The sequence below is a fragment of the Arthrobacter sp. TJ-263 genome (genome assembly GCF_058269155.1).
In genome coordinates, this window is record NZ_JBZCNE010000001.1 from 1,283,199 (window position 1) to 1,305,892 (window position 22,694).

The following is a 22,694-nucleotide window of genomic DNA, read 5'->3' on the forward strand; positions in this document are numbered from 1 at the left end:
CTGGCAGCATGGCGTCGGACAACATCGCGGACATCCTGACCACGGACGGCTGGGAGCTGCTGAACTCGCTCGGGCCCTACACCGAAGCGGACAGCCTGCGCCTCACCGGGCAGCTGCGGAAGGCCGGCTACTCCCCCGAGGTGGTCGCCGCGGCCCTCACCCAGTCACGGCTCCGGGCGAAGGCGTCCGCCAAGTTCGGCCCCTTCGCCGAACGCATGATCTTCACGGCCGCAGGGCTCGAGCAGGCCACGCGCCTGACCGTCGCCGCCCGCCACGCCCAGCGCTTCGTCGACGCCGGCCTCCTGAGGGTCGCCGACCTCGGATGCGGGCTCGGGGCGGACAGCATGGCCCTGGCCACCCTCGACCGCGAGGTCACCGCCGTCGAGCTCGACGAGACGACCGCCGCGGCCGCGACCATGAACCTGCTCCCCTTCCCCAACGCGCGCGTCGTCAACGCGGACGCCTCCGCCGTCGACACCACGGCGTTCGACGGCGTCTGGCTCGACCCGGCGCGCAGGACGACGACGACGTCGGGCACGTCCCGCCTCTTCGACCCCGAGGCGTTCTCGCCCCCGCTGTCCTTCGTGCAGGAGCTCGCGGACCGCGGCATGCCGGTGGGCGTGAAGATGGGCCCGGGCATGCCGCACGCCTCCATCCCGGCGAGCTGCGAGGCGCAGTGGGTCTCCGTGGACGGCGACGTCACGGAGGTGGCCCTCTGGTTCAACGCGCTCCGCCGCGCGGGCGTCCGGCGGGCCGCCCTCGTCCTCGGGGCGCAGGGCGCCGCGGAGATGGTGACGGAGCGGGACTTCGGCGACGGGCCCACACCCGCCGTCGGCGAACCTGCCGGCTATCTCTACGAGCCCGACGGCGCCGTCATCCGCGCCGAGCTCGTGGCGGATCTCGCCGCACAGCTCGGCGGGCACCTGCTGGATCCGATGATCGCCTACATCTGCGCGCCGACGTTCACGGACACCCCCTTCGCCCGCGCATACCGGGTGCTCGAGGTCCGGCCCTACAACGTCAGGGCGCTGAAGGCGTGGGTCCGCGCCGAGGGGATCGGGGTGCTCGACATCAAGAAGCGCGGCACCTCGGTAACCCCCGAGGAGGTCCGCAAGCAACTGCTGACCGGATCCGGCAAGGGCCGGAAGAGGGCCACCCTCGTCCTGACGCGCCTCGGGGACGAGCGCGTGGCCATCGTCGTCGAGCCCGTGCCGACCGCCTGAGAACGGGCCACACTTGTCGGCCTCCCGCAAGCCGGAATCCGCGACGACGCCGGGGTCCGCCCGTTCCTAGACTCGATCGGGAGCACATCCACTCCAGCGGAAGGCAGCACATGGCAGACGGCACCAGCACAGCAGCGGACCCACGGCACGGGGTGCTGTTCGACGTCGACGGCACCCTCGTCGACTCCAACTACCAGCACACCATGGCCTGGTGGCAGGCCTTCCGGCGGTTCGGCCACGACGTGCCCCTGGCCGAGATCCACCGCGCCATCGGGATGGGCGGTGACAAGCTCGTGGCGCACCTGCTCGGCGACGACCGCGACACGGACCAGGACGCCGAGCTGGACTCCACGCACAGCGCCCTCTTCTCGAGCTACTGGCCGGGCCTGCGTGCCTTCGAGGGCGCCGGCGACCTCCTGCGCCGCTGCGCCGACCACGGGTTGACCGTGGTCCTCGCCTCCTCCTCCTCGCAGCAGGAGGTGGGCGTCTCCCGCGGCATCATCGACGCCGACGATTCCATCAGTGCGGCCACCAGCTCGTCCGACGCCGAGAACAGCAAGCCGTCCCCGGACATCCTGCAGGCCGCGCTCGAGGCCGGCGGGCTCGACGCGGCGAACACCGTGTTCGTCGGCGACTCGATCTGGGACGTCAAGGCGGCGGCCGAACTGGGGATCCCGACGGTCGGCCTGGCCTCGGGCGGCACGAGCGAGGCGGAGCTGCGGAAGGCCGGCGCGGTGGAGGTCTACAAGGACATCCGGGCCCTGCTCGACGCCTTCGAGGACGGACCGCTCCGCCGGCTCGCGGCCTCCTGACGGGCTGCTGAGGACCGCCGGAGGGCCCGCACCCTAGTCCTCGCTGGTGAGGAGCCGTCGCCGGGCACTGAGGAGGTCGACCTCCGGCCTCGCCGCGACGTACCGCTCCACGCGGTCCAGGACGTCCACCACGTGCTGCCGGTCGCCGCCGACCAGGCCGACCCCGACGACGGTGCGGCGGTGCAGGTCCTGGTGGCCGACCTCCGCGACGGACAGCTCGAACTTCCGGCGGAGGTCCGCGACGAGCGGGCGCACCACCGACCGCTTGCCCTTCAGCGAGTGCACGTCGCCGAGCAGGACGTCGAACTCGATGAACCCGATCCACATGAGCGTCCTCCTCGTCGTGCCCCTCCCCTGCGGGGTCAGGCCGAATCGCGCCAGACGACGGTCGTGTCGAGCACCTGGACGGGGCTCGGCAGGCCCCGGATCTGGGCCAGCACCAGTTCCGCCGCCGTGCTGCCCAGCAGGTCGGCGGGCTGCCGGACGGTGGACAGCTGGGGCCTGGTCCTCACGGCCCAGCTGCTGTCGTCGAAGCCGACGATTCCGACGTCGTCGGGCACCTTCCGCCCCGATTCCTGGAGCGCGGTCATGGCACCCGCAGCGACGGCGTCCGAGGCTGCGAAGACGCCGTCGATCTCCGGGCAGCGGCGCAGCAGCTCCTGCATCCCCTCGAGCCCCGCCGCGTAGGTGTAGAGCGGGTATTCGACCACCAGGGACGCGTCGAAGCGGTCCCCCATCGCGTCCCGGAAACCCGTGAAGCGGTCGTACCCGGAGTCCCGGTCCAGGGCGCTCGCGATCATGCCGATCCTCCGGCGCCCGGTCGCCATGAGGCGCCGCGTGATCGCGCCGGCCGCGGCGACGTTGTCGATCGCGACGTACGGCAGGTCCGGCGTGCCGGGCGGATGGCCGACGAAGGCGGCCGGCACGCCGATGTCGCGCACCGCCGAGGCGATCGGGTCGGAGGCCCGGGCGGAGACGATGACCGCGCCGTCCACGAGGCCGCCCCTCAGGTAGTCCGCGACCCTGCGGCTGTCCCGGTCGGAGTCGATGATGAGGGAGACGAGCTGGTAGTCCGCCCGCGAGAGCACGGCGTTCGCCCCGAGGAGGATGGACCCGATGTTGGGGTCCTCGAACAGGAGCGAGTGCGGCTCGTGGATGATCAGGGCGATCGCCCGCGACTCCTGGGTGACGAGGTTCCTGGCCGCGGAGTTCCGGACGTAGCCCACCCGCGCGATCGCCTCCTCGACGGCGATGCGCGCCTCGTCGGACACGTAGCGTTCGCCGTTGACGACCCGGGACACGGTCCCCCGGGAGAGCCCTGCCGCGGTCGCGACGTCGTTGATGGTCGCCCGGCGAGCACGGGTGCGGATCGGGGGCATACGTGTACTGTAGCCGAGCGTTCACGGGCTGTTTCCGCAGGAAGGAGTACCGACCTAGTACTGTGGGGGAAGTTGTCCAGAAGAGGGCGGCTGTTTCTCCGGTTCTCCCTCTCGTCGCCCGGGCCACCACGCCGGGCACCCTGCAGCGGAGCACCCTCCCCGATCGGGGCGTGCAGCAATGACCGACCAGGAAGCCCTTCCGGACCCTCCCGCGGACGAATCCCCGCGCCACACACCCATGGCGCACCTCGACCGATTCCTCCGGGCCACCACCACCGTCACCACCGACGGCGCGCTGGTCTCCCTCGACGAACTCGAGGGCCTCTACATGTACTGGTGCTCCCGGACCGGCCAGGACCCCTCGGCCACGGAGGACCTTGTCGACGCCCTCGAGCAGCAGGGCGTGGAACCCGTCACCCACGACGGCGTGGACTACGTCGAAGGGCTCGTGCTGACCGGCGTCCTCGTGACCGGCTTCATCGTCGAGTGCGAGTTCACGGGCAGCTGGGGCGTCCCCTCGGCACACGAACCGGCGACGGCGCTGGACGCCGGGACGGCGTCCTAGCACGCACGCGCCACGACAGGCGGGAGTGATGTGGGCAGGAAGATCACGGGACCACGCGGTACGCCCGCCCTCGCCGCGCTGACGGCCGCGGCCGTCCCCTTCACGACGCATCCGTACACCCACGGGGAGGGCATCTCCTCCTACGGGCTCGAGGCCGCCGCAGCGCTCGGCGTCGAGCCGGAGCGGGTCTTCAAGACCCTGATGGCGAGCGTCGACGGGACGCTGGTCGCCGCCGTCGTCCCCGTCAGCGGTTCACTGGACCTCAAGGCCCTGGCCTCGTCGCTCGGCCGGCGCAAGGCGGCGATGGCCGATCCGGACGCCGCCCGGCGGCGGACGGGCTATGTCCTCGGCGGGATCTCCCCCATCGGCCAGCGGCAGGCATCCCCCGTCGTCGTCGACCGCTCGGCACTCGACCACGCGACCGTCTTCGTGTCCGGTGGCCAGCGGGGTCTGGACATCGAACTGGCCCCCACGGATCTCGTCGCCGTCACGCACGCCCTGATCGCCCCGATCGCGGGCACGCGACGCCGGTCCGCGGAGCTGTGACGCCCTGGCGCGGAGGGAGCGCCGACCGGTTCCTGCTCCACGGTGCCCTGCGTGCACGATGGCGAGGACGGGGTGCAGGGGTACGGTGGATCGGTGAGGATCACCGCTGAGGACGCCCCTCCCCTGGACCGGGTGCTCACGCTCTACGACGCCGTGGGGTGGACGGCCTACACGCGTGATCCCGACAAGCTCGCGCGGAGCCTGGCGGGGTCCCACCTGGTCGTCACGGCGTGGGACGACGACGGCGGACTGATCGGCCTGGCGCGCACCGTCTCCGACGGGGAATCGATCTGTTACATCCAGGACGTCCTCGTGCACCCGGCGTCCCGGCGACGCGGGGTGGCACGCGCCCTGATGGAGGAGATCCAGGGGCGCTACCGCCACTGCATGTTCGTGGCCCTGAGCACCGACGCCGGCGGGACGGAGGACGCGGCGCGCTCGCACCCGTTCTACCGTGCGTTGGGCTTCCAGCCGCACGACGACCTCCGCCTCGCGGCGTTCGGCTACCGGCCGTGAGCGGGCCCGTGGGTGCGCTGCTGCCCGACTGGCCGGACGTCGCGCCGGCCGTCGGCGACGTGGTCCTCCGACGGGTCGAGGACAGGGACTCGGGCATGGTCCGGGACCTGGCGACCGATCCCTACGTGCCCCTGATCGGCACGCTCCCTCCGCTGGCCGGTGAGCAGGAAGCCCTCGCCTACATCGCCCGCCAGCGCCAGCGGCACCCGGAAGGTACGGGCTTCTCCTTCGCGATCGCCGACGCCCGCTCCGACGAGGCGCTGGGCGTCATCGGCCTGTGGCTGCGCGACTACCCCCTGGGGCGAGGCCAGGCCGGATACGCCGTCGCCCCCGCCGCTCGCGGTCGCGGGACCGCGACGGACGCCCTGCGGGCGCTGACCTCGTTCGCGTGGACCCTGCCGGGCCTCCACCGCCTGGAACTGCACATCGAGCCGTGGAACGCGGCGTCCGTCGGCGTCGCCCGCCGGGCCGGCTTCAGCTACGAGGGGATCCTCCGCAGCTACCTGGAGATCGGCGGTGAACGGCGCGACCTCGCCGCCTACGCGGTGATCCGCACCGCGCCGCCGGAGACCGTCAGCCCCCCGGCCACCGGGATGCCGACCGTGATCAGGGACGGGCGCCCGACGTCGGAACCCTGATGCACCGTCAGGGTGGCCGGCGGGAGGACCTCGCCGCGCGCCCGCAGGTACGCGCCGAGGGATGCCGCCGCGGAACCGGTGGCGGGGTCCTCCCGGACGCCGCCCGGCGGGAAGGGGTTGCGGGCCTCGAAGACGTGCGGGCCGATCCGGTGCACGACGGCGACCGTCGCCCCCCAGCCCTGGGCGGCCATGAGCGTCCTGAGGCCGTCGTAGTCGTAGTCGAGTGCGCGCAGCACGCCCGCGTCGCGGACGGGCACGATCGGGTGGATGTTGCCGGCGAAGGACAGCAGGACGGGCAGGTCGGTCGACAGGTCCTCCTCGGCGAGCCGGAGGTGGCGCAGCAGGTCGGCGCGGCAGCCGGCGTCGATCCCGTCGACCCACGGTTCGACCGTCTCGAGGGACGCGACGAGGCGACCGGCCACGCGGTCCGTGGTGAGCCCGAGCACTCCCACCGGGGTCGAGAGGGCCAGCGTCCCCGGTCCCTCGCGTTCGGCGAGCGCGACGCCCGTGGCGATCGTCGCGTGGCCGCAGAAGGGGATCTCCGCCTCGGGGGCGAAGTAGCGGACCGTGGCATGGCCGGGCAGGCGGTCGGAGATGAAGGCGCTCTCCGCGTAGCCGAGCTCCGCGGCGATGGCCTGCATCTCCCCGGACGTCAGGCCGTCGGCGTCGAGCACCACACCGGCGGGGTTCCCGCCGTCGGGCCGGTCGGTGAACGCTGCGTAGCGGAGGATCTCCATGCAGCCGATGCTAGCGCGGCTCCGGGCCGGTCACCCGTCGATCGCCGCCGGATCCCCCGTGGGGGTGTTGGTCCTCCGGTTGATCAGCCAGGTCACGAACCAGAGCACGACGCCGATCACCATGAGGCCCCCGGCGATCTGGTACTGGATGATGTCGCGCCCCACCCAGGGGCCGGCGAGGAAGAGGCACAGGACGGCAGCCACGGCGGGAAGCGGGCCCGGGGAGGTGAAGAACACCTTCCGGTTGACGTCCCGCTTGCGGCGCAGCACCAGGCAAGCGATGTTCACCACGGTGAAGACGCACAGGAGCAGGAACGCGGTGGTCCCGGAGAGGTTGGCGACGATGTTGCCGTCCGGGTCGCTGGTCACGTAGAGGATCAGGCCGAGTGCCAGGACCGTCGAGAACACGATGCCGGCCCACGGCGTGCAGCGCACGGGGAGCACCTTGCCGAGCGGTCGGGGCAGGACGCCCTGCCGCGCCATCCCGTAGATCAGGCGGCTGGCCATCAGCATGTTGATCAGGGCGGTGTTCGCGACGGCGAAGACGGCGAGGAAGGGGAAGATCTGGTCGATGGGGAAATCGGGCGATCCCTTGTGCACCACCTCGAGCAGCGCGGCACCCTCCGCCTCCCGGATGCCCTCCAGCTCGGTGGGACTGAGCACCGTGACCACCGACACGGCCACCAGCATGTAGAAGAGCACCGCGATCCCGAGGCCTGTCAGCATGGTCCTGGGGAAGATGCGCTCCGGGTTCTGCGTCTCCTCGACCATGTTGACGGAGTCCTCGAAGCCCACCATCGCGAAGAAGGCGATCGAGGTGGCGGCGGTGACCGCCAGGAACAGGCCCTTGTCCTGGTAGTCGGTGAAGACGAAGACCTGGCCCACGTTGCCGGTGCCCTGCGCCATGGCGAGGAAGCCCACGCCGATGACGATGCACAGCGCGGCGACCTCGATGAGCGTCAGGACGACGTTGAACTTGACGCTCTCGCCGACCCCGCGGAGGTTGATCAGGGCGAGCAGGACCATGAACCCGAGGGCGACGGCGGTGAGCGCCCCCTGCCCCGGCGTGTCCGTCCAGCCGTTGACCACGAAGCCGCCGAAGAGGTTCTGGGCCAGCACGTTGGCGGAGGTCGCGGCGCTGGTGATGCCGGAGCAGACGACGGCGAACGCCACCAGGAAGGTGACGAAGTGGATGCCGAACGCCTTGTGGGCGTACAGGGCGGCCCCCGCCGCCTGGGGGTACTGCGTCACGAGTTCGAGGTAGGAGAACGCCGTCATCGTCGCGACGACGAAGGCGAGGAGGAACGGGAGCCACACGAGCCCGCCGACCGTCCCCGCCATGGTCCCGGTCACCGCGTAGACCCCGGCTCCGAGGATGTCACCCACGATGAACAGGAGGAGCAGCTTCGGCCCGAGGACCCGCTTGAGCTCGGGTTCCTCGCGGGTGGCGGATGCTTCGGACACGTGCTCTGACGAAGTACTCATGGACGGCCTCCCCGTAGTTTTCCACCTCACTGTCGACCTGTTCAGCCTGCTTCGCAAGGGGTGGACAGGAATGCGTCGGACACCGATGATTTCCCGGAGAAGTTCGCGTCCAAGAGGTACAGGGGCTCACAGGAGCCCCGGAGCACGCACCGGATCACCACCGCCCACGAAACAGGAGAACGGCCATGGCCACGAACGTCTTCATCAACCTCCCCGTCAGCGACCTCGCGAGGTCCAAGGAGTTCTACACGAGCTTCGGCTGGACGCTGGACCCGAACTTCTCCAACGAGGACGCCGGCTCAGTGGCCATCAGCGACACCATCTTCCTGATGATCCTCACCCACCAGCACTGGACGCAGTTCACGGACAAGCCCGTCGCGGACGCCCACGCCACCTCCGCAGTCATCAACGCGATCAGCGTCGACGCGCCGGAGGAGGTCGACACCCTCGTCCAGCGGGCCGTCGCCGCCGGAGCCGCCGAGAACAAGTCCCAGGAGCTCGGCTTCATGCGCTCGCGCTCCTTCTCCGACCCCGACGGCCACGCATGGGAAGTGATGTGGATGGACCCCATCGCGCAGTCCGGCGACTGGGAGGCCGTCCAGGCCAAGTACGGCGACCAGCAGCTCACCTAGGCCTCCGGCGCCTCGCTGCGCAGCGTCGCCGGCGCCGTCGTCCCCGGTCCTCGCGCCCTCGAGCAGCGTGTCGCGCCGCGACACGCTGCCCCCTCCCGGGCGGAAGGACGGGGACGACGGTGCCCTGCTGATCCGCGGCACCACCTCCGGCGTTGACAGCCGATGTGACCGTGATTACTCTGGGAACGTTCACAGATTCTCAACGGAGAGCTTGGTGGCCATTTCTGGGAGCGTTCACAGAACGCGCCCGCGGCCTCTCCTGCGGCACCTGCCCGAGAATCGGCACCGCAGCACCGAGGAGCAGGCTTGGCACACACCACCACCGTCGCAGGACTGTCCGGCAACGGGCAGCTCGTCTATGGATGTGATTACAACCCGGAGCAGTGGGACCCCTCCGTCTGGGTGGAGGACGTCCGCCTGATGAAGGAAGCCGGCGTCAATCTCGTGGCCGTCAACATCTTCGGCTGGGCGGAACTGGAGCCGGAGCCGGGCGTCTTCCGCTTCGGGAACCTCGACGCCGTCATGGACCTCCTCGCCGAACACGGCATCGGGGTGAACCTGGGCACCGGGACGTCCTCGACCCCCGCCTGGCTCACCACCGCCCACCCGGAAATCCTCCCCCGCGCTGCCGACGGCACGGCCCGCTGGCCGGGCGGCCGCCAGGCGTTCTGCCCCAGTTCCCCCGTCTACCGCGAGCACGCCCTCGCGCTCGTCCAGCAGGTCGCCGCCCGCTACGGCAGCCACCCGGCGCTCCGGCTGTGGCATGTCTCGAACGAGCTCGGCTGCCACAACTCGCTGTGCTACTGCGACGTCTCGGCGGAGGCCTTCCGCGGGTGGCTCCGCACGCGCTACCAGAGCCTCGACGCCCTCAACGCGGCGTGGGGGACCGCGTTCTGGAGCCAGCGGTACTCGGCCTGGGAGCAGATCCTGCCCCCGAGGCTCACGCTCTCGGCGACCAACCCGACGCAGACGCTCGACTTCAACCGCTTCAGCTCGGACGAACTCCTCGCCCACTACTCGGCCGAGGAAGCCGTCCTGCGGGCCAACAGCGCAGCTCCCGTCACCACGAACTTCATGGTCGCGGCCCATATCCGCAACCAGGACTACTGGACCTGGGCGCCCTCGATGGACGTCATCGCCAACGACCACTACGTGGATCACCGCCTCGACGCACCGCGGGCCGAACTCGCCTTCACCGCGGACGCCACCCGCGGGCTCGCGCAGGGCCGGCCGTGGCTGCTCATGGAACACTCCACCGGTGCCGTGAACTGGCAGCCCCGCAACATCGCCAAGGGTCCGGGAGAGATGATCCGCACCTCGCTGACCCACCTCGCCCGCGGCGCGGACGGCCTGTGCTTCTTCCAGTGGCGCGCGTCGCTGCAGGGCAGCGAGAAATTCCACTCCGCGATGGTGCCGCACGCCGGGACGGACTCGCAGATCTGGCGCGACGTCGTCGAACTCGGCTCGTCGCTGGTCAAGCTGCGCGAACTCGCGGGCACCACCGTGCACGCGGACGTCGCGCTCGTCTTCAGCTGGGAGGCCTGGTGGGCCCACGACCAGGAATCGCACCCGTCCGGCGACGTCCGCTACATCGAGCAGGTGCACGCCGCCTACAAGGCCCTGTGGGACGCCGGCATCACCGTCGACGTCGTGGCACCCGGCGCTGACCTCTCCGCCTACCGCCTCGTGGTGGTCCCCAACCTCTACCTGATCCGCGACGAGCACGCCGCGATCATCAGCGACTTCGTGGCCGACGGCGGATCCGCCGTCGTCACCTTCTTCAGCGGCATCGTCGACGAGAACGAGCGGGTGCGCCCCGGCGGCTACCCCGGAGCGTTCCGGGAGCTGCTCGGCCTCCGGTCCGAGGAGTTCTTCCCGCTCGACCCGGCGCACCCGCTCACCCTCGACAACGGCTCCCCCGCGTCCCTCTGGTCCGAGGCGGTCCGCCTCACCACGGCCGAGGCCGTGCTGAGCTACGCGACCGGCCACCACGCCGGCGGCCCCGCCGTCACCCGCAACCGCTTCGGCGCGGGCGCGGCCTGGTACGTCGGCACGGTGCTCGACGGCGGTGTCCTCCGGGACCTGCTGCTGCGTGCCGCCATCGCCGCCGGCATCCCCGTTCCCGAGGTGCAGTCCGGTCTCGAGACGGTCACCCGCCGCGGCAACGGACACGAGTACCTCTTCCTCATCAACCACGGCACCGAGGACCGCAAGCACCGGGTCAGCGGCCTGGAACTGCTGACCGCTGAGGCCGTGGCCGACGCCGTCGTCGTTCCCGCGGGCGCCGTGCGCGTTGTCCGTACCACCCCAGTTATCCCCACCGACGGCTCCGCCCCGGGCCGAAAGGATGCAGGAAATGACCGTCACTAACACTCCGGCTGAGTCCTCGAAGGTACGCCCGGCCGCGCGGAAGAGCCGCTCGTCGGGAGCCCAGCGGCGCGCCGTGGCCATGTTCATCGGCCCGTTCGCGCTGCTCTTCGTCGCCTTCTACGCCGTCCCGATCGTCTACGCGATCATCCAGTCGCTGCTCACCGTCGAGCGGGAGGGCACCTTCGGCGCACCCCAGCAGGTCTTCGGCGGCCTCGTGCAGTACCAGCAGGTCTTCCAGAACACCGCCTTCTGGCAGTCCGTGGGCCGGGTCCTGCTGTTCGGCGCCGTGCAGGTGCCCGTCATGCTCGGCCTCGCCCTGCTGTTCGCGCTGCTGCTCGACTCCCCGCTGCTCAAGGGCAAGAAGTTCTTCCGCCTGGCGTTCTTCGCCCCCTACGCCGTCCCCGGCGTGATCGCCGCCATCATGTGGGGGTTCCTGTACTCGCCGTCGCTCTCCCCGTTCGGCGCCGTGACCTCGAACGTCGACTTCCTGGGCGCCGAACTCGTCCTGTGGGCCATCGCGAACATCGTGACGTGGGTCTACGTGGGCTACAACATGCTGATCATCTACGCGTCCCTGCTCGCGATCCCCCACGAGATCTACGAGGCGGCGCGGCTCGACGGCGCCAGCAACATCCAGATCGCCTGGCGCATCAAGATCCCCCTGGTGGTCCCCGCGATCATCCTCACCGCGGTCTTCTCCATCATCGGCACGCTCCAGCTGCTGGCCGAACCGCAGACCCTGCGCAGCTTCAGCTCCGCGATCAGCAGCACCTACACCCCGAACCTCGCGGTCTACACCACGGCGTCCATCCCCAACTACAACCTGGCCGCCGCGTTCTCGGTGGTCCTGGCGCTCGCCACGTTCATCCTCTCCTTCGTCTTCCTGAAGGCCACCCAGCGGAAGGTATCCCAGTGATGGCAGCCCCAGCCACCGCCCCCAAGCGCCCGCGCGGCGGGAGCAGGACGGCCCAGAGCGCCGAGAACCGCGGACGCGGGCCACGTCAGAGCATCATGTCCCGCAGCGCGGCGATGCTCGTCATGGGTGTCTTCACCCTGTACTTCCTGACCCCCATCTGGTGGCTGCTCACCACCTCGACCAAGACCGGCGGGGAGATCACCTCCACGGCGCCGCTGTGGTTCACCGCGAACTCCTTCGCCACGTTCTTCGAGAACCTCGGCCGGCTCTTCACCTACGGGGACGGTCTCTTCGGCCGGTGGCTGCTGAACTCCGCCCTCTACGCCGGCGTGGGTGCCCTCATCGGGACGGTCATCGCGGCCATGTGCGGCTACGCCCTCGCGAAGTACGAGTTCCGGGGACGCGAGGCGATCTTCAACGTCGTGCTCAGCGGCGTCCTCGTCCCCGCCACCGCGCTGGCCCTCCCCCTGTTCCTGATCTTCAGCCGGGTGGAGCTCACCAACACCATGTGGGCCGTCTTCCTGCCGAGCCTCGTGAGCCCGTTCGGTGTGTACCTGGCCCGGATCTACGCGGCGGCGAGTGTCCCCAACGAACTGCTCGAGGCCGCGCGCCTCGACGGCTCCGGGGAGGTGCGGACGTTCTTCAGCCTGTCCACGCGCCTGATGGCACCGGCCCTGGTGACCATCTTCCTGTTCCAGTTCGTCGCGATCTGGAACAACTTCTTCCTGCCGCTCATCATGCTGCGTGACCAGGTGCTCTTCCCCGTGACCCTGGGGCTGTACGCCTGGAACAGCCAGATCAGCCAGATCCCGGAGCTGCGGTCCCTCGTGATCGTCGGAGCGCTCGTCTCCATCGTCCCGCTCATCATCGCCTTCCTCGCCCTCCAGCGGTTCTGGAGCAGCGGTCTCGGCGCCGGCAGCGTCAAGTAGCCACCCCGATCCTCCCGACCAGCACCAGGTGCGGGGGCGTCCGCCCCAGCACCGCACTACCACCGATAGGAAAGACAATGCGCGCGCATTACGGAAAAGTCACCGCGGCCTTCGCCATGATCTCTGCGCTGGCTCTCTCCGGCTGTTCAGCCGGCGGAGACAGCTCTGAAGCAGGTGGCGAAGCAGCCCCCTGCGAGGCCTCCGACGGGCCCGTCGAACTGACCTTCACCACCTGGGTTCCCGGTATGGACAAGGTCGTCGACCTGTGGAACGCGGACAACCCGGACATCCAGGTCGAGGTGCAGACCGGACCCAACGGCAACTCGGGTACGTACCAGAACTTCTTCAACCAGATCCAGGCCGGCAACGCTCCGGACCTCGGCCAGATCGAGTACGACGCCCTGCCGAACTTCCGCGTGCAGGACGGCCTGGAGAACCTCGCAGGCTGCGAAGGCGTCGCCGACGCCGAGGACCAGTTCGTCGACTGGACCTGGGGCCAGGTCACCTTCGGCGAGGAGGACGCCGTCTACGCGATACCGCAGGACAGCGGCCCCATGGCCATGTACTACCGCGCGGACCTCTTCGAGCAGGCCGGCATCGAGGTGCCCACCACCTGGGAGGAGTACGCCGCAGCGGCCGAGCAGATCAAGGCCGAAGGCTCCTACATCACCAACTTCCCGAAGTCGGACGTGAACTGGTTCGCCGGCATGGTCTGGCAGAACGGCGGCCAGTGGTTCGCGAACGACGGCGAGAGCTGGGACGTCAACCTGACCAGCCCCGAGTCCGAGGAGGTCGCCACCTACTGGCAGGACCTGCTGTCCAAGGACCTCGTCTCCACCCTGCCGTCCTTCTCGGACGAGTGGAACGCGTCCTTCAACGAGGGCCAGCAGTGGACCTGGGTGTCCGCGGTCTGGGGCGCGACGACGCTCTCGACCGGCGCTCCCGACACGGCCGGCAAGTGGGCCGTCGCCCCGATGCCGCAGTGGGAGGACGGCGGCGAGGCCGCCGGTAACTGGGGCGGCTCCTCGACGGCCGTGCTGAAGGGCTCCGAGCACCCGGCCGAGGCCGCGAAGTTCGCGCTCTGGCTGAACACGGACCCCGAAGCACTGGCCCTCGCCAACGAGCTCGGCGGCCTGTACCCGGCGGCGAAGTCCGCGGCGGACCTCGAGTCCTTCGCCGGCGGCGTCGAGTACTACGGCGGACAGAAGATCTACGAGGTCTTCTCCGAGGCCTCCGCCAACGTGAACCCCGACTTCACCTGGGGCCCCACGATGACGCAGACCTACACGGACGTCTCGGACGGATTCGGCGCTGCCATCGGCGGCTCCGGCACCCTGATGGACGCCCTGGAGAACGGGCAGCAGAAGACGATCGACTCCCTCAAGTCGCAGTCCATCCCGGTCTCCGAGTAGTCGCCGGCGGTTCCCGCCACAGTGATCACGAAGCGCCGCGTCCCGGAAGGGGCGCGGCGCTTCGCGCGTCCGGGGCGCCGCCGATGCGGTGGAGAATCCCGCGGAGGATGCCGGCTATACGTCCTGGCCGCTGGTCGGCCCGGACCCGGTGTCGTCGGCGTCCCCGGTCTCCTCGGTGTCCTTCTCCTCCACGACCCGACCGTCGTGGACCCGCTTCAGCGAAATGCCCTCGAGGTACGCGGGAACGGGCGGATCCTTCTCTTCATCAGCTGTCATGGCCCACATCCTACGGGCCCCCGAAAGAGGAGGAGTGGCCCCACCCGGGCACCGGGAGGAGACCGTCCCGCCGCCGGCGCCGGGACCGGCTGCCCTAGGCTGGCGGGATGAGTTCCTCCCACACCCTGCCCCACGACCGCATCCGGGCAGAGCTCCCCTCGGCCCGCCGCCCGACGACGTCCGACGCCGACTGGCAGTCCTTCCAGGCCCGCTTCGACACGGAGTTCCCGCGCCTGCAGGCGCTGTTCCACCGCATCTACGGTCCCGAGGCGGACGGCGAACTGCTGCAGGTGGCGCTCGACGCCGCGGCCTCCTGGCAGGACAGGCCGGAGGATCTCAAGGCCCTCGACGCCTCCCGTGCCATGGCCCCTCTCTGGTTCCAGTCCCACCGGATGCTCGGCGGTGTCTGCTACGTGGACCTCTACGCCGGGGACCTCGCCGGCCTCCGTGCGCTGATCCCCTACTTCCGCGAGCTCGGCCTCACCTACCTGCACCTCATGCCCCTGTTCCGTGCTCCCGAGGAGAACTCCGACGGCGGGTACGCGGTCTCGAGCTACCGCGAGGTGGACCCGTCCCTCGGCACCATGGACGACCTCGCGGACCTCGCGCGGGAGCTGCGCGAGGACGGGATAGCCCTCGTGGTCGACTTCATCTTCAATCACACCTCGAACGAGCACGAGTGGGCACGCCGGGCCGTCGCCGGGGATCCCGACTACGCGGACTTCTACCTGATCTTCCCCGACCGGCAGATGCCGGACGCCTATGAGCGGACCGTCCGGGAGATCTTCCCCGACGATCACCCGGGCTCCTTCGTCCCGCTCGAGGACGGCCGGTGGGTGTGGGCCACGTTCCATTCCTTCCAGTGGGATCTCAACTACCGCAACCCGCGGGTCTTCCGGGCCATGGCCGGGGAGATGCTCCACCTCGCCAACCAGGGGGTGGACATCATCCGGATGGACGCCGTCGCCTTCATCTGGAAGCAGCTCGGCACCTCCTGCGAGAGCCTGCCCGAGGCGCACCTGCTGCTGCAGGCCTTCAACGCGGTGTGCCGCCTCGCCGCCCCTTCCCTGCTGTTCAAGTCGGAGGCGATCGTGCATCCGGACGAGGTGGTGCAGTACATCGACCGCGGCGAGTGCCAGCTCAGCTACAACCCGCTGCAGATGGCGCTCATCTGGAACTCGCTGGCCACCCGGGAGGTCTCCCTGCTCGCCCAGGCCCTCGGGCGCCGGCACGACATCCCGGAGGGCACGGCCTGGGTCAACTACGTGCGCAGTCATGACGACATCGGCTGGACGTTCTCCGACGAGGACGCCGCAGAGCTCGGCATCAACGGTCACGACCACCGCCGGTTCCTCAATGCCTTCTACGTCGACCGCTTCCCGGACAGCTTCGCGCGCGGCGTGCCCTTCCAGGACAATCCCCGCACCGGGGACTGCAGGATCTCGGGCACCACGGCGTCGCTCGCCGGGCTGGAGGCGCACGACGACGCCGCCGTCGCGCGGATCCTGCTGGCCCACTCCATCATCCTCAGCACGGGCGGGATCCCGCTCCTGTACCTCGGCGACGAGGTGGGCCAGCTCAACGACTATTCCTACGCGGCTGATCCTGCGAAGGCCGGGGACAGCCGCTGGGTGGGCCGTCCCACGTACCCCGCGGACCGCTACGCCGCACGGACGGACCCGACGACGGACGCCGCCGCGATCTACGCCGGACTCCAGCGGCTGATCACCGTACGCCATCAGGCACCGGAGCTCTCCGGCGGGCGCCTCGTGCCGTTCCACACGAACAACCCCCACGTCCTCGGCTACCAGCGGCCAGGCCTGCTCGACGGCGAGGAGTCCACCGTCGTCGTGGTCGCCAACTTCGCCGAGACCCCGCAGGACATCAGCGCCCTGACGCTCTCGGGCCTGCCGGAGAGCGCCCTGGACCTCGTGAGCGGCCAGTCCGAGCTCCTGCGGGCGGGCATCACCCTGGAGCCGCTCGGGATCCGGTGGTACCGGCTCCAGCCCCCTGTGCCTCCTGCGGGGCCTCAGGCCTGCCGGCGCGAGAACTCCCCTGCTGCACGCACCTGCTCCGGCGTCGGCCGGATTCCCGTGTAGAGCACGAACTGCTCCTCGGCCTGCAGCGCGACGACCTCCGCTCCCGTGATGACCGGTCGGCCTGCCGCACGGGCGGCGAGGATCAGCGGCGTCTCCGAGGGAGAGGCGACGACGTCGAACACCACCTGCGCGGCGTCGATCGCCGGCTGCGGGAAGGCGAGGGCGTCGGCATCGGGGCCGGTCATGCCCAGCGGGGTCACGTTGAGGAGCAGGTCCGCCGTCGACTCCCCCACCTCCGGCTGCCAGGCGAAGCCGTACAGGTCGGCGAGCGCCCTGCCGGTGCGCTCGTTGCGCGCGACGACGGTGACCTGCGTGAAGCCGGAGTCCCTCAAGGCGGCGACGACGGCCTTGGCCATGCCGCCGGACCCCCGTACCAGGACCGAATGCGTGGCCGGCACGGCGTGCTCGCGCAGGAGCCGCTCGATCGCGAGGTAGTCCGTGTTGTAGGCGGTGAGGACGCCGTCGTCGTTCACGATGGTGTTGACGGAGTCGATGGCCTGCGCGGACGGGTCGAGGTGGTCCACGAGCGCGATCACGTCCTCCTTGAACGGCATGGAGACGGCGCACCCGCGGATGCCGAGACCGCGCAGGCCGGCGATGGCCGACGGCAGGTCGGTGGTGGTGAACGCCTTGTAGATGTAGTTCAGCCCCAACTCCTCGTAGAGGTAATTGTGGAAGCGCGTACCGATGTTGCTGGGCCGCGCGGCCAGGGAGATGCAGAGGGTCATGTCTTTGTTCAGGATGGGCACCTCACCATCATCCCAGCAGCACCCAGTCCGCAGACCCCGAACCGCCGTTCCGCCCGCGTACCAGGCACTAATATTGGGACGAGTCTCCCCCGCGACGGCGCGTTACCGAGGCACCCTGTCAACGTCCCTTTCAGCACCGCCCAGGAGCAAGCCCTTGAACATCGACTTCGCGCAGTCAGCCCAGTCCACACTCGGCGTCGAATGGGAGCTGGCGCTCGTGGACCGCTACAACGGGGAACTCGTCTCGGTGGCCGGTGAGGTGCTGCGGGGGGTCAGCGCGAACCACCCCGAACTGCAGGACGACGACGAACACCCGCACATCAAGCAGGAGCTGCTCCTCAACACGGTGGAGCTCGTGACGGGCATCTGCACCTCGGTCGGGGAGGCCAAGGCGGATCTGTCCCGCTCCCTCGCCGCTGTCCGTGAGGTCACCGATCCCATGGGCGTGGAACTCTTCTGCGCCGGCTCGCACCCTTTCAGCGCCCCGAAGGCCCAGCAGGTCACGGACAGGGAGCGGTACGCGAAGCTGATCGACCGCACGCAGTGGTGGGGCCGCCAGATGGTCATCTACGGGGTGCACGTGCATGTAGGGCTCGATTCCCGCGACAAGGCACTGCCGGTGGTGGACGGGCTGACGAACTACTTCCCGCACTTCCAGGCGCTGTCGGCGTCCTCGCCGTTCTGGGGCGGCGAGGACACCGGATACGCCTCCCAGCGGTCCCTCATGTTCCAGCAGCTGCCCACCGCGGGCCTGCCGTTCCACTTCGACGACTGGACCGCGTACGAGTCCTACGTCGAGGACATGTTCACCACCGGGGTGATCGACTCCGTCAGCGAGATCCGGTGGGACATCCGGCCGGTCGGGAACCTCGGGACGGTGGAGATGCGCGTGTGTGACGGCCTCTCGACCCTGCATGACGTCGGCGCGGTCGCCGCCCTCACCCAGTGCCTCGTGCAGGAGTTCTCCGAGACGCTCGACGCCGGCGGCAGCATCCCCACCATGCCGCCGTGGCACATCCAGGAGAACAAGTGGCGGGCAGCGCGTTACGGCCTCGACGCGATCATCATCCTCGACGCGGCGGGCACGGAGCGGCTCGTCACCGAACATCTCGTCGACGTGCTGAACCGTCTCGAACCCATCGCCGCGAAGCTGGGATGCAGCAGCGAGCTCGCGGACGTCGAGGCCATCCTCCAGCGCGGTGCCGGGTACCAGCGCCAACGCAGGGTGGCGGCGGAGAACGACGGCGACCTCCGCGCCGTCGTCCTCGACATGGTGCAGCAGCTGCGCGGCTAGCGACGGACCGTCGGTGGCCGCGTGCGGAACGCCGATCTCGTCGGACTCCCCACAACAGCGCGGGTCGGGTCGGCCTACGAGTGCGGCGGACACGACACGGCGTGGTCACCCGGCTCTCACCATCGGGATCAAGGACTGATGCAGAACCGTCGGACCATCCCTCCTTCTCGGACTAATGGCGGTTGATATTCGCGCTCAGATGAAAGTCCTCACGGCGCCTGCCGGCTGCCTGATCGGCGCGTGAACGGTCTGTACCAGACCCACGACATCACGGGCCACGGGCAATCCGATGGTGCAGACCAGCGAGGTGATGAGGAGAGCCGCCCGGCCCAGCACCATCAGGCCGGCGGTGCGGAACCGGCTGTCGGCGTGACAGTGCGATCTGGAACCGACGCGATCGGACCGCGATAGTAGGGTGCCGATCGAGGATGTCGGACAGGCTGGATGGTGAAGGGGGCAACCGTGATTGCAGAGTTGAACCGACTCGTCGAGTTCGTCGAGGGTCATCTGACGGACGATATCGATGTGGCCCGGTTGGCGACCGGTCTTGCCACGACGGAATATCACCTCCGGCGAATGTTCTCATCGCTGGCCGGCATGCCGTTGTCCGAGTACATCCGGCGGCGCCGCATGACGCTCGCCGCCGCAGACGTCCTCACGCACGGCGACCTGCTCGGTATCGCGGTGAGGTACGGCTACAGCTCCCCCGACGCCTTCGCTCGTGCGTTCCGATCAGTGCACGGCGTCGGCCCCGGGGACGTACGACGACACGGCGGCCCCCTTCGGACACAACCACACCTCAGGTTCCGCCTGACCGTAGAAGGAAACATCCCCATGGACACTCGTATCACCATCCGACCGGCCTTCCGCCTCGTCGGCCACGCCGCCCGTGTACCGCTCATCCACCACGGCGCCAACCCGCATATCCAAGCGCACATCGCGTCACTGCCGGCAGCGGAGCACCCAAGGCTCAAGCACCTGAGCAGCACCGAGCCGGCGGGCCTGCTCCAGGTCAGCGCCGACGTCGACCCGGACTACACCGAGGGCAGCGAGCTGACCTACCTCCATGGCGTGGCCGTCGCGGATTCGGCGGTCGTTCCCGAGGACCTCGATACGATCGAGGTTCCCGCCGGAGCCTGGGCGGTGTTCCACACCGAGGGAGACCACCCAGCAGCTCTGCAGTCGGTGTGGGCGGCCACGGCCACGGAGTGGTTCCCGTCCAACCCGTGGCGGCTACGCCCCGGCCCCTCGATCGTGGCTGTCCTCGACCGCGGCGCTGATTTCAGCACAGCCACCTGCGAATTGTGGCTCCCCGTAGAACGCGCCTGACCGTGCGGCCCCCGGCAAGACCACCAGCCTGCGGGCGTCCGGTGAGCCTCTCCCGAGGCCCTGATGCCTGCATCGGGATCCCCCGGCAGGACCTCTGTCAGTGCTGTCAGGGCAGAGACATACGTGGGATATGGGACCGTGGAGCATGATGGCTCGTCTGCGCTTCCTTCCCGGAACGACTGCACTGGTCCTGTCACTTCTCTGCGGATTCCTATGGACGCAGGAAGACCGCCTCTTGTCCTTCACCGCGGCGCACACAGGCTCCACCCTGTTGTGCCTGGATGCGCCGATGGCCTTCGTGCTGGTCGGTCTCATCGGACTGAGGCGAGCAACGGTCCCGGCCCTCGGATGAGATATCCATGGAGCAGTGGCCAGGTAGCCGCCCGGGAGGTGTGGGCGTCTTGTGTCGGTCAGAGCCGCTCAATGCATGACGTCGTAAACGGCTTTGAGAACGCCGTTGGAGTACGCGGTGGAATCCCTGAGGTGGAGCTTCTGCTGATCCCGGTCCGCCGCACTGAATACACGCTTGCCCGCGCCGAGGAGCACCGGGAAGACAAGAAGATTGTAGCGATCGATGAGGTCCGCATCGGCAAGACCCCGCGCCAGTTCCGCACTGCCATGGATGAAGATGGCACCTCCGTCGCTTTGCTTCACCGCGGAAACGTCGTCGAGGGTGCGCAGAATCTCGGTCGGCCCCCAATCACCGACGATCGCGTCCTGGCCGAGAGTGCCCGACACGACGTACTTGGGAAGATCCTTGTAGCCGGCATGGTCCTCTGATCCCGGCCAGATCGGCGCGAACGCCTCGTAGCTGCGACGCCCGAACATCAGCGCCGTCGTCTCGCTGAGCTCGTCACCCTTGAGTGCGAACGCTTCCGGGACGAATTCCGTGCTGAGGACCCAGCCACCGCTGCGGTGACCTTCGACCCTCCCTCCGGGGGAATCGACCACGCCGTCGAGCGTCATGAATCCCGTCCATACGAGTTCCCGCGTCATGAAACCTCCCAGTAGCTATGCACCCACCTATTGATACCAGTTGAGACGGAGCAGGAGGCACGAACTGAGCGGTGGGGCGTGTGCACGAGCCGGCACTGGTCAGCGGATCGATGCGAGGACGGTCAACGCCGTCAGGGTTCCGTCCTCGGCGGACATGGCTTCGGCGACGTCCGTGACGCGGGGACGGCACCACTCCGCCTCCTCGAGTGCGGCGTGGAGGGCGGGGACGGTCAGCGCATGTTGTGGGATCGGTGCCGGTGTCAGGTCCGCTTCACTCAGGCGGTATCCCCAGAAGGGTTGGTCGGCTATGAAGGGCACGATCACCGATGGTGTTGCGGCAGTCATCGCGGCGTGCACGGTACCGATGCCGCCGTGGTACACAGCCGCAGTCGCGTGCGGAAGCACAGCCGTATGCGGCACGGCCCGCACGACGAGCACGTCGTCGCCGAGGCGGTCCGGAGGCACGTCGATGCCGCCGAGACCGGTAGCGATGAGGCAGCGGCTGCCGCGAGCCCGCGCGGCATCGACGATCGTCCCTCCACGCGCTTCGGCGTTCCCCGCGGCCATCGAACCGAAACCTGCATAGAGGAATGGGCCGTCGGCGATGAACTCGTCGACGGCGGGCGCGAGGGCCTCCCCTTGATGTGCGCGAGTCCACGGCCCGGTGAGATGCACCGATGCCGGCCAGTCACGGGGGCGCTGGAGTATGGCAGGGCTGATGGGCATGAGGGTGGCAGTGGGGGCAGAGGACTTGCGTGTCTGCCCGCCGACCATCCTGCGCACCTCGCCGAGTTCGGAGCGGAACATCGTCGACGCGACGCCCACCGCCTGATACGTCCATCGATTCAGCGGGCCCAACCCACGGGTGGGGGTGCCTGCGGCAGGAAAAGCCCTCGTCGGCGTGAGAGCCGGCACGATCTCGACCATGACGTGCGGCACTCCCAGAGCATCCGCTACCAGCGGAGCCGACAGGACCTTCGGGTGGTACACGATCAGATCAGGTTCGTACTCGAGCGACACCCGCGCGCTACCGACGATGACGCCTCGCATCACCGGACGCACCACGGAGCGGTAGTTACGGAACGCTGCCATGACCGAGACGCCCTGCTCCTCGATCATCCGCGTGTAGTCGACCCCCATGCTCACCACATCGAGGTCACCCATCTCGACGCCCGAGTTGTCCGGGACGACCAGGCGCACCTCGTGCCCCGCCGCAAGCGCCCGCTCTGCCAGGGCCACGAAGGGCTCGACATCGCCCCGTGAGCCCGCCGTCGCCAGCAACAGTCTCATTACCGTCCTCCGCAGACGTCCATCAGTGCATCGAGTAGCTTAGTGCCCTTGGGAGGGCCGTGGGGTGAATCCCCGCGATCGGAATCGCACGCCGCGCCGTCGCAGCAGCCAGCCCTGTGTCCGCCCCTCGGGTGAGGCCTGCCGAGACAGCGACCAGGTCCGGAACGATGTCACCCGTCGTGCCAGGACTTCGCGCGGCGCCCACCAACGATCATCGAGACCAGCGCCATGGCCCCCGTCACGGTGAATACTGCCGGCCACGCGCCGATCTTCTTCGCCAGGGGGTGGGACGCGCCGAAGGCCGCAACGTACAGGCCCGTCAGGGCGGCAGCCCGGGCCGTGCCGGCGTCCTTGTTCCATACCGTGAAGGCGGCCACGCCGCAGGCCGCCAGAATGGCACCGCCTGCCGGCCTGCTGCCCGTATCCCGCGCGACCTTGTAGCCGAGCAGGAGACCGGTCTTGGCCAAGCCGGTCGACATGATGCGGGACATTCGATCTCTC

24 protein-coding genes are annotated in these 22,694 nt (G+C 69.4%); 14 read left to right on the forward strand and 10 right to left on the reverse strand.

All coding sequences use genetic code 11. The features are described from left to right. Positions 1 to 8 precede the first annotated feature (8 nt). Together AC4D2F_RS06020 and AC4D2F_RS06025 are read left to right on the forward strand one after the other, a co-directional pair. The gene (locus AC4D2F_RS06020; protein ID WP_104166187.1) at positions 9 to 1,223 is read left to right on the forward strand and encodes a class I SAM-dependent methyltransferase; all 1,215 of its coding nucleotides are present in this window, start codon (positions 9 to 11) and stop codon (positions 1,221 to 1,223) included. A gap of 110 nt (positions 1,224 to 1,333) precedes the next feature. Continuing rightward, positions 1,334 to 2,035, forward strand: a complete 702-nt coding sequence (locus tag AC4D2F_RS06025; protein WP_490909854.1) for an HAD family hydrolase — start codon at positions 1,334 to 1,336, stop codon at positions 2,033 to 2,035. Between the two features lie 33 nt (positions 2,036 to 2,068). Here AC4D2F_RS06025 and AC4D2F_RS06030 read toward each other — a convergent pair whose 3' ends face one another. Together AC4D2F_RS06030 and AC4D2F_RS06035 are read right to left on the reverse strand one after the other, a co-directional pair. Beyond that, the gene (locus tag AC4D2F_RS06030; protein WP_490909855.1) at positions 2,069 to 2,362 is read right to left on the reverse strand and encodes a DUF503 domain-containing protein; all 294 of its coding nucleotides are present in this window, start codon (positions 2,360 to 2,362) and stop codon (positions 2,069 to 2,071) included. Between the two features lie 35 nt (positions 2,363 to 2,397). Next, complete coding sequence (locus tag AC4D2F_RS06035) at positions 2,398 to 3,414, reverse strand: LacI family DNA-binding transcriptional regulator (protein WP_104166194.1); 1,017 nt, start codon at positions 3,412 to 3,414, stop codon at positions 2,398 to 2,400. Between the two features lie 178 nt (positions 3,415 to 3,592). Here AC4D2F_RS06035 and AC4D2F_RS06040 point away from each other — a divergent pair, with 178 nt between their 5' ends. The 4 genes from AC4D2F_RS06040 to AC4D2F_RS06055 all read left to right on the forward strand — a co-directional run bounded on the left by AC4D2F_RS06040 (position 3,593) and on the right by AC4D2F_RS06055 (position 5,679). After that, a complete protein-coding gene (locus tag AC4D2F_RS06040; protein WP_490909856.1) occupies positions 3,593 to 3,979 on the forward strand; it encodes a hypothetical protein in 387 nt (128 codons plus the stop codon). A gap of 30 nt (positions 3,980 to 4,009) precedes the next feature. Beyond that, complete coding sequence (ybaK, locus tag AC4D2F_RS06045) at positions 4,010 to 4,525, forward strand: Cys-tRNA(Pro) deacylase (RefSeq protein ID WP_490909857.1); 516 nt, start codon at positions 4,010 to 4,012, stop codon at positions 4,523 to 4,525. Positions 4,526 to 4,618: 93 nt separating this feature from the next. Then, entirely contained in the window at positions 4,619 to 5,041 is a 423-nt protein-coding gene (locus AC4D2F_RS06050; RefSeq protein WP_490909858.1) for a GNAT family N-acetyltransferase, read from the forward strand. Beyond that, positions 5,038 to 5,679, forward strand: coding sequence for a GNAT family N-acetyltransferase (locus tag AC4D2F_RS06055; protein WP_258069758.1), 642 nt, complete (start codon positions 5,038 to 5,040; stop codon positions 5,677 to 5,679). The genes AC4D2F_RS06050 and AC4D2F_RS06055 overlap by 4 nt, the downstream gene beginning before the upstream one ends. Here AC4D2F_RS06055 and AC4D2F_RS06060 read toward each other — a convergent pair. Then, positions 5,580 to 6,416, reverse strand: coding sequence for a PhzF family phenazine biosynthesis protein (locus tag AC4D2F_RS06060; RefSeq protein ID WP_490909859.1), 837 nt, complete (start codon positions 6,414 to 6,416; stop codon positions 5,580 to 5,582). The two genes, AC4D2F_RS06055 and AC4D2F_RS06060, sit on opposite strands and share 100 nt — an antisense overlap. A 30-nt stretch (positions 6,417 to 6,446) precedes the next feature. Beyond that, complete coding sequence (locus AC4D2F_RS06065; protein ID WP_104166201.1) at positions 6,447 to 7,901, reverse strand: APC family permease; 1,455 nt, start codon at positions 7,899 to 7,901, stop codon at positions 6,447 to 6,449. A 185-nt stretch (positions 7,902 to 8,086) separates the two neighbouring features. Here AC4D2F_RS06065 and AC4D2F_RS06070 point away from each other — a divergent pair, with 185 nt between their 5' ends. The 5 genes from AC4D2F_RS06070 (at position 8,087) to AC4D2F_RS06090 (ending at position 14,160) form a co-directional block, all read left to right on the forward strand. After that, positions 8,087 to 8,533, forward strand: coding sequence for a VOC family protein (locus AC4D2F_RS06070; RefSeq protein ID WP_490909860.1), 447 nt, complete (start codon positions 8,087 to 8,089; stop codon positions 8,531 to 8,533). Positions 8,534 to 8,839: 306 nt separating this feature from the next. Further along, entirely contained in the window at positions 8,840 to 10,903 is a 2,064-nt protein-coding gene (locus AC4D2F_RS06075) for a beta-galactosidase (protein WP_490909861.1), read from the forward strand. Continuing rightward, on the forward strand, positions 10,881 to 11,819 hold the full coding sequence (locus AC4D2F_RS06080; protein ID WP_490909862.1) for a carbohydrate ABC transporter permease: 939 nt from the start codon (positions 10,881 to 10,883) through the stop codon (positions 11,817 to 11,819). The genes AC4D2F_RS06075 and AC4D2F_RS06080 overlap by 23 nt, the downstream gene beginning before the upstream one ends. A 95-nt stretch (positions 11,820 to 11,914) precedes the next feature. Beyond that, a complete protein-coding gene (locus AC4D2F_RS06085; RefSeq protein ID WP_104166796.1) occupies positions 11,915 to 12,748 on the forward strand; it encodes a carbohydrate ABC transporter permease in 834 nt (277 codons plus the stop codon). A 77-nt stretch (positions 12,749 to 12,825) separates the two neighbouring features. Then, a complete protein-coding gene (locus tag AC4D2F_RS06090; RefSeq protein WP_490909863.1) occupies positions 12,826 to 14,160 on the forward strand; it encodes an ABC transporter substrate-binding protein in 1,335 nt (444 codons plus the stop codon). Positions 14,161 to 14,274: 114 nt separating this feature from the next. Here AC4D2F_RS06090 and AC4D2F_RS06095 read toward each other — a convergent pair whose 3' ends face one another. Further along, positions 14,275 to 14,436, reverse strand: coding sequence for a hypothetical protein (locus tag AC4D2F_RS06095; protein ID WP_181033563.1), 162 nt, complete (start codon positions 14,434 to 14,436; stop codon positions 14,275 to 14,277). Between the two features lie 107 nt (positions 14,437 to 14,543). On the opposite strand from AC4D2F_RS06095, the gene AC4D2F_RS06100 reads away from it, so the two are divergent. Next, positions 14,544 to 16,535 (forward strand): amylosucrase, encoded by a 1,992-nt coding sequence (locus AC4D2F_RS06100; protein ID WP_490909864.1) that lies wholly within the window; start codon positions 14,544 to 14,546, stop codon positions 16,533 to 16,535. Here AC4D2F_RS06100 and AC4D2F_RS06105 read toward each other — a convergent pair. Then, positions 16,466 to 17,263 (reverse strand): shikimate 5-dehydrogenase, encoded by a 798-nt coding sequence (locus tag AC4D2F_RS06105; protein WP_104166798.1) that lies wholly within the window; start codon positions 17,261 to 17,263, stop codon positions 16,466 to 16,468. The two genes, AC4D2F_RS06100 and AC4D2F_RS06105, sit on opposite strands and share 70 nt — an antisense overlap. Before the next feature lie 175 nt (positions 17,264 to 17,438). Between AC4D2F_RS06105 and AC4D2F_RS06110 the strand changes: the two genes are divergently transcribed. Continuing rightward, on the forward strand, positions 17,439 to 18,578 hold the full coding sequence (locus AC4D2F_RS06110; protein ID WP_490909865.1) for a glutamate--cysteine ligase: 1,140 nt from the start codon (positions 17,439 to 17,441) through the stop codon (positions 18,576 to 18,578). A 195-nt stretch (positions 18,579 to 18,773) separates the two neighbouring features. Here AC4D2F_RS06110 and AC4D2F_RS06115 read toward each other — a convergent pair whose 3' ends face one another. After that, a complete protein-coding gene (locus AC4D2F_RS06115) occupies positions 18,774 to 19,085 on the reverse strand; it encodes a hypothetical protein (protein WP_490910552.1) in 312 nt (103 codons plus the stop codon). Here AC4D2F_RS06115 and AC4D2F_RS06120 point away from each other — a divergent pair. Next, positions 19,023 to 19,907 (forward strand): AraC family transcriptional regulator, encoded by an 885-nt coding sequence (locus AC4D2F_RS06120; protein WP_490909866.1) that lies wholly within the window; start codon positions 19,023 to 19,025, stop codon positions 19,905 to 19,907. The genes AC4D2F_RS06115 and AC4D2F_RS06120 overlap by 63 nt on opposite strands. Positions 19,908 to 20,327: 420 nt before the next feature. Here AC4D2F_RS06120 and AC4D2F_RS06125 read toward each other — a convergent pair whose 3' ends face one another. The 3 genes from AC4D2F_RS06125 to AC4D2F_RS06135 form a co-directional block, all read right to left on the reverse strand. Further along, on the reverse strand, positions 20,328 to 20,903 hold the full coding sequence (locus AC4D2F_RS06125; protein WP_490909867.1) for a dihydrofolate reductase family protein: 576 nt from the start codon (positions 20,901 to 20,903) through the stop codon (positions 20,328 to 20,330). A gap of 99 nt (positions 20,904 to 21,002) precedes the next feature. Then, complete coding sequence (locus tag AC4D2F_RS06130; RefSeq protein WP_490909868.1) at positions 21,003 to 22,193, reverse strand: glycosyltransferase; 1,191 nt, start codon at positions 22,191 to 22,193, stop codon at positions 21,003 to 21,005. Between the two features lie 170 nt (positions 22,194 to 22,363). After that, positions 22,364 to 22,684: a hypothetical protein gene (locus tag AC4D2F_RS06135; protein WP_490909869.1), complete on the reverse strand. Its 321-nt coding sequence runs from the start codon at positions 22,682 to 22,684 to the stop codon at positions 22,364 to 22,366. Positions 22,685 to 22,694 lie beyond the last annotated feature (10 nt).

Bases quoted from the DNA above. Each gene is read 5' to 3' on its own strand.
- AC4D2F_RS06125 (WP_490909867.1), bottom strand. From the start codon at position 20,903: ATGACGCGGGAACTCGTATGGACGGGATTCATGACGCTCGACGGCGTG.
- AC4D2F_RS06100 (WP_490909864.1), top strand. From the start codon at position 14,544: ATGAGTTCCTCCCACACCCTGCCCCACGACCGCATCCGGGCAGAGCTC.
- AC4D2F_RS06130 (WP_490909868.1), bottom strand. From the start codon at position 22,193: ATGAGACTGTTGCTGGCGACGGCGGGCTCACGGGGCGATGTCGAGCCC.
- AC4D2F_RS06135 (WP_490909869.1), bottom strand. From the start codon at position 22,684: ATGTCCCGCATCATGTCGACCGGCTTGGCCAAGACCGGTCTCCTGCTC.
- AC4D2F_RS06090 (WP_490909863.1), top strand. From the start codon at position 12,826: ATGCGCGCGCATTACGGAAAAGTCACCGCGGCCTTCGCCATGATCTCT.
- AC4D2F_RS06035 (WP_104166194.1), bottom strand. From the start codon at position 3,414: ATGCCCCCGATCCGCACCCGTGCTCGCCGGGCGACCATCAACGACGTC.
- AC4D2F_RS06025 (WP_490909854.1), top strand. From the start codon at position 1,334: ATGGCAGACGGCACCAGCACAGCAGCGGACCCACGGCACGGGGTGCTG.
- AC4D2F_RS06095 (WP_181033563.1), bottom strand. From the start codon at position 14,436: ATGACAGCTGATGAAGAGAAGGATCCGCCCGTTCCCGCGTACCTCGAG.
- AC4D2F_RS06085 (WP_104166796.1), top strand. From the start codon at position 11,915: ATGTCCCGCAGCGCGGCGATGCTCGTCATGGGTGTCTTCACCCTGTAC.
- AC4D2F_RS06115 (WP_490910552.1), bottom strand. From the start codon at position 19,085: ATGACCCTCGACGAACTCGACGAGTCGGTTCAACTCTGCAATCACGGT.
- AC4D2F_RS06020 (WP_104166187.1), top strand. From the start codon at position 9: ATGGCGTCGGACAACATCGCGGACATCCTGACCACGGACGGCTGGGAG.
- AC4D2F_RS06065 (WP_104166201.1), bottom strand. From the start codon at position 7,901: ATGAGTACTTCGTCAGAGCACGTGTCCGAAGCATCCGCCACCCGCGAG.
- AC4D2F_RS06040 (WP_490909856.1), top strand. From the start codon at position 3,593: ATGACCGACCAGGAAGCCCTTCCGGACCCTCCCGCGGACGAATCCCCG.
- AC4D2F_RS06105 (WP_104166798.1), bottom strand. From the start codon at position 17,263: ATGACCCTCTGCATCTCCCTGGCCGCGCGGCCCAGCAACATCGGTACG.
- AC4D2F_RS06060 (WP_490909859.1), bottom strand. From the start codon at position 6,416: ATGGAGATCCTCCGCTACGCAGCGTTCACCGACCGGCCCGACGGCGGG.
- AC4D2F_RS06120 (WP_490909866.1), top strand. From the start codon at position 19,023: ATGGTGAAGGGGGCAACCGTGATTGCAGAGTTGAACCGACTCGTCGAG.
- AC4D2F_RS06070 (WP_490909860.1), top strand. From the start codon at position 8,087: ATGGCCACGAACGTCTTCATCAACCTCCCCGTCAGCGACCTCGCGAGG.
- AC4D2F_RS06080 (WP_490909862.1), top strand. From the start codon at position 10,881: ATGCAGGAAATGACCGTCACTAACACTCCGGCTGAGTCCTCGAAGGTA.
- AC4D2F_RS06030 (WP_490909855.1), bottom strand. From the start codon at position 2,362: ATGTGGATCGGGTTCATCGAGTTCGACGTCCTGCTCGGCGACGTGCAC.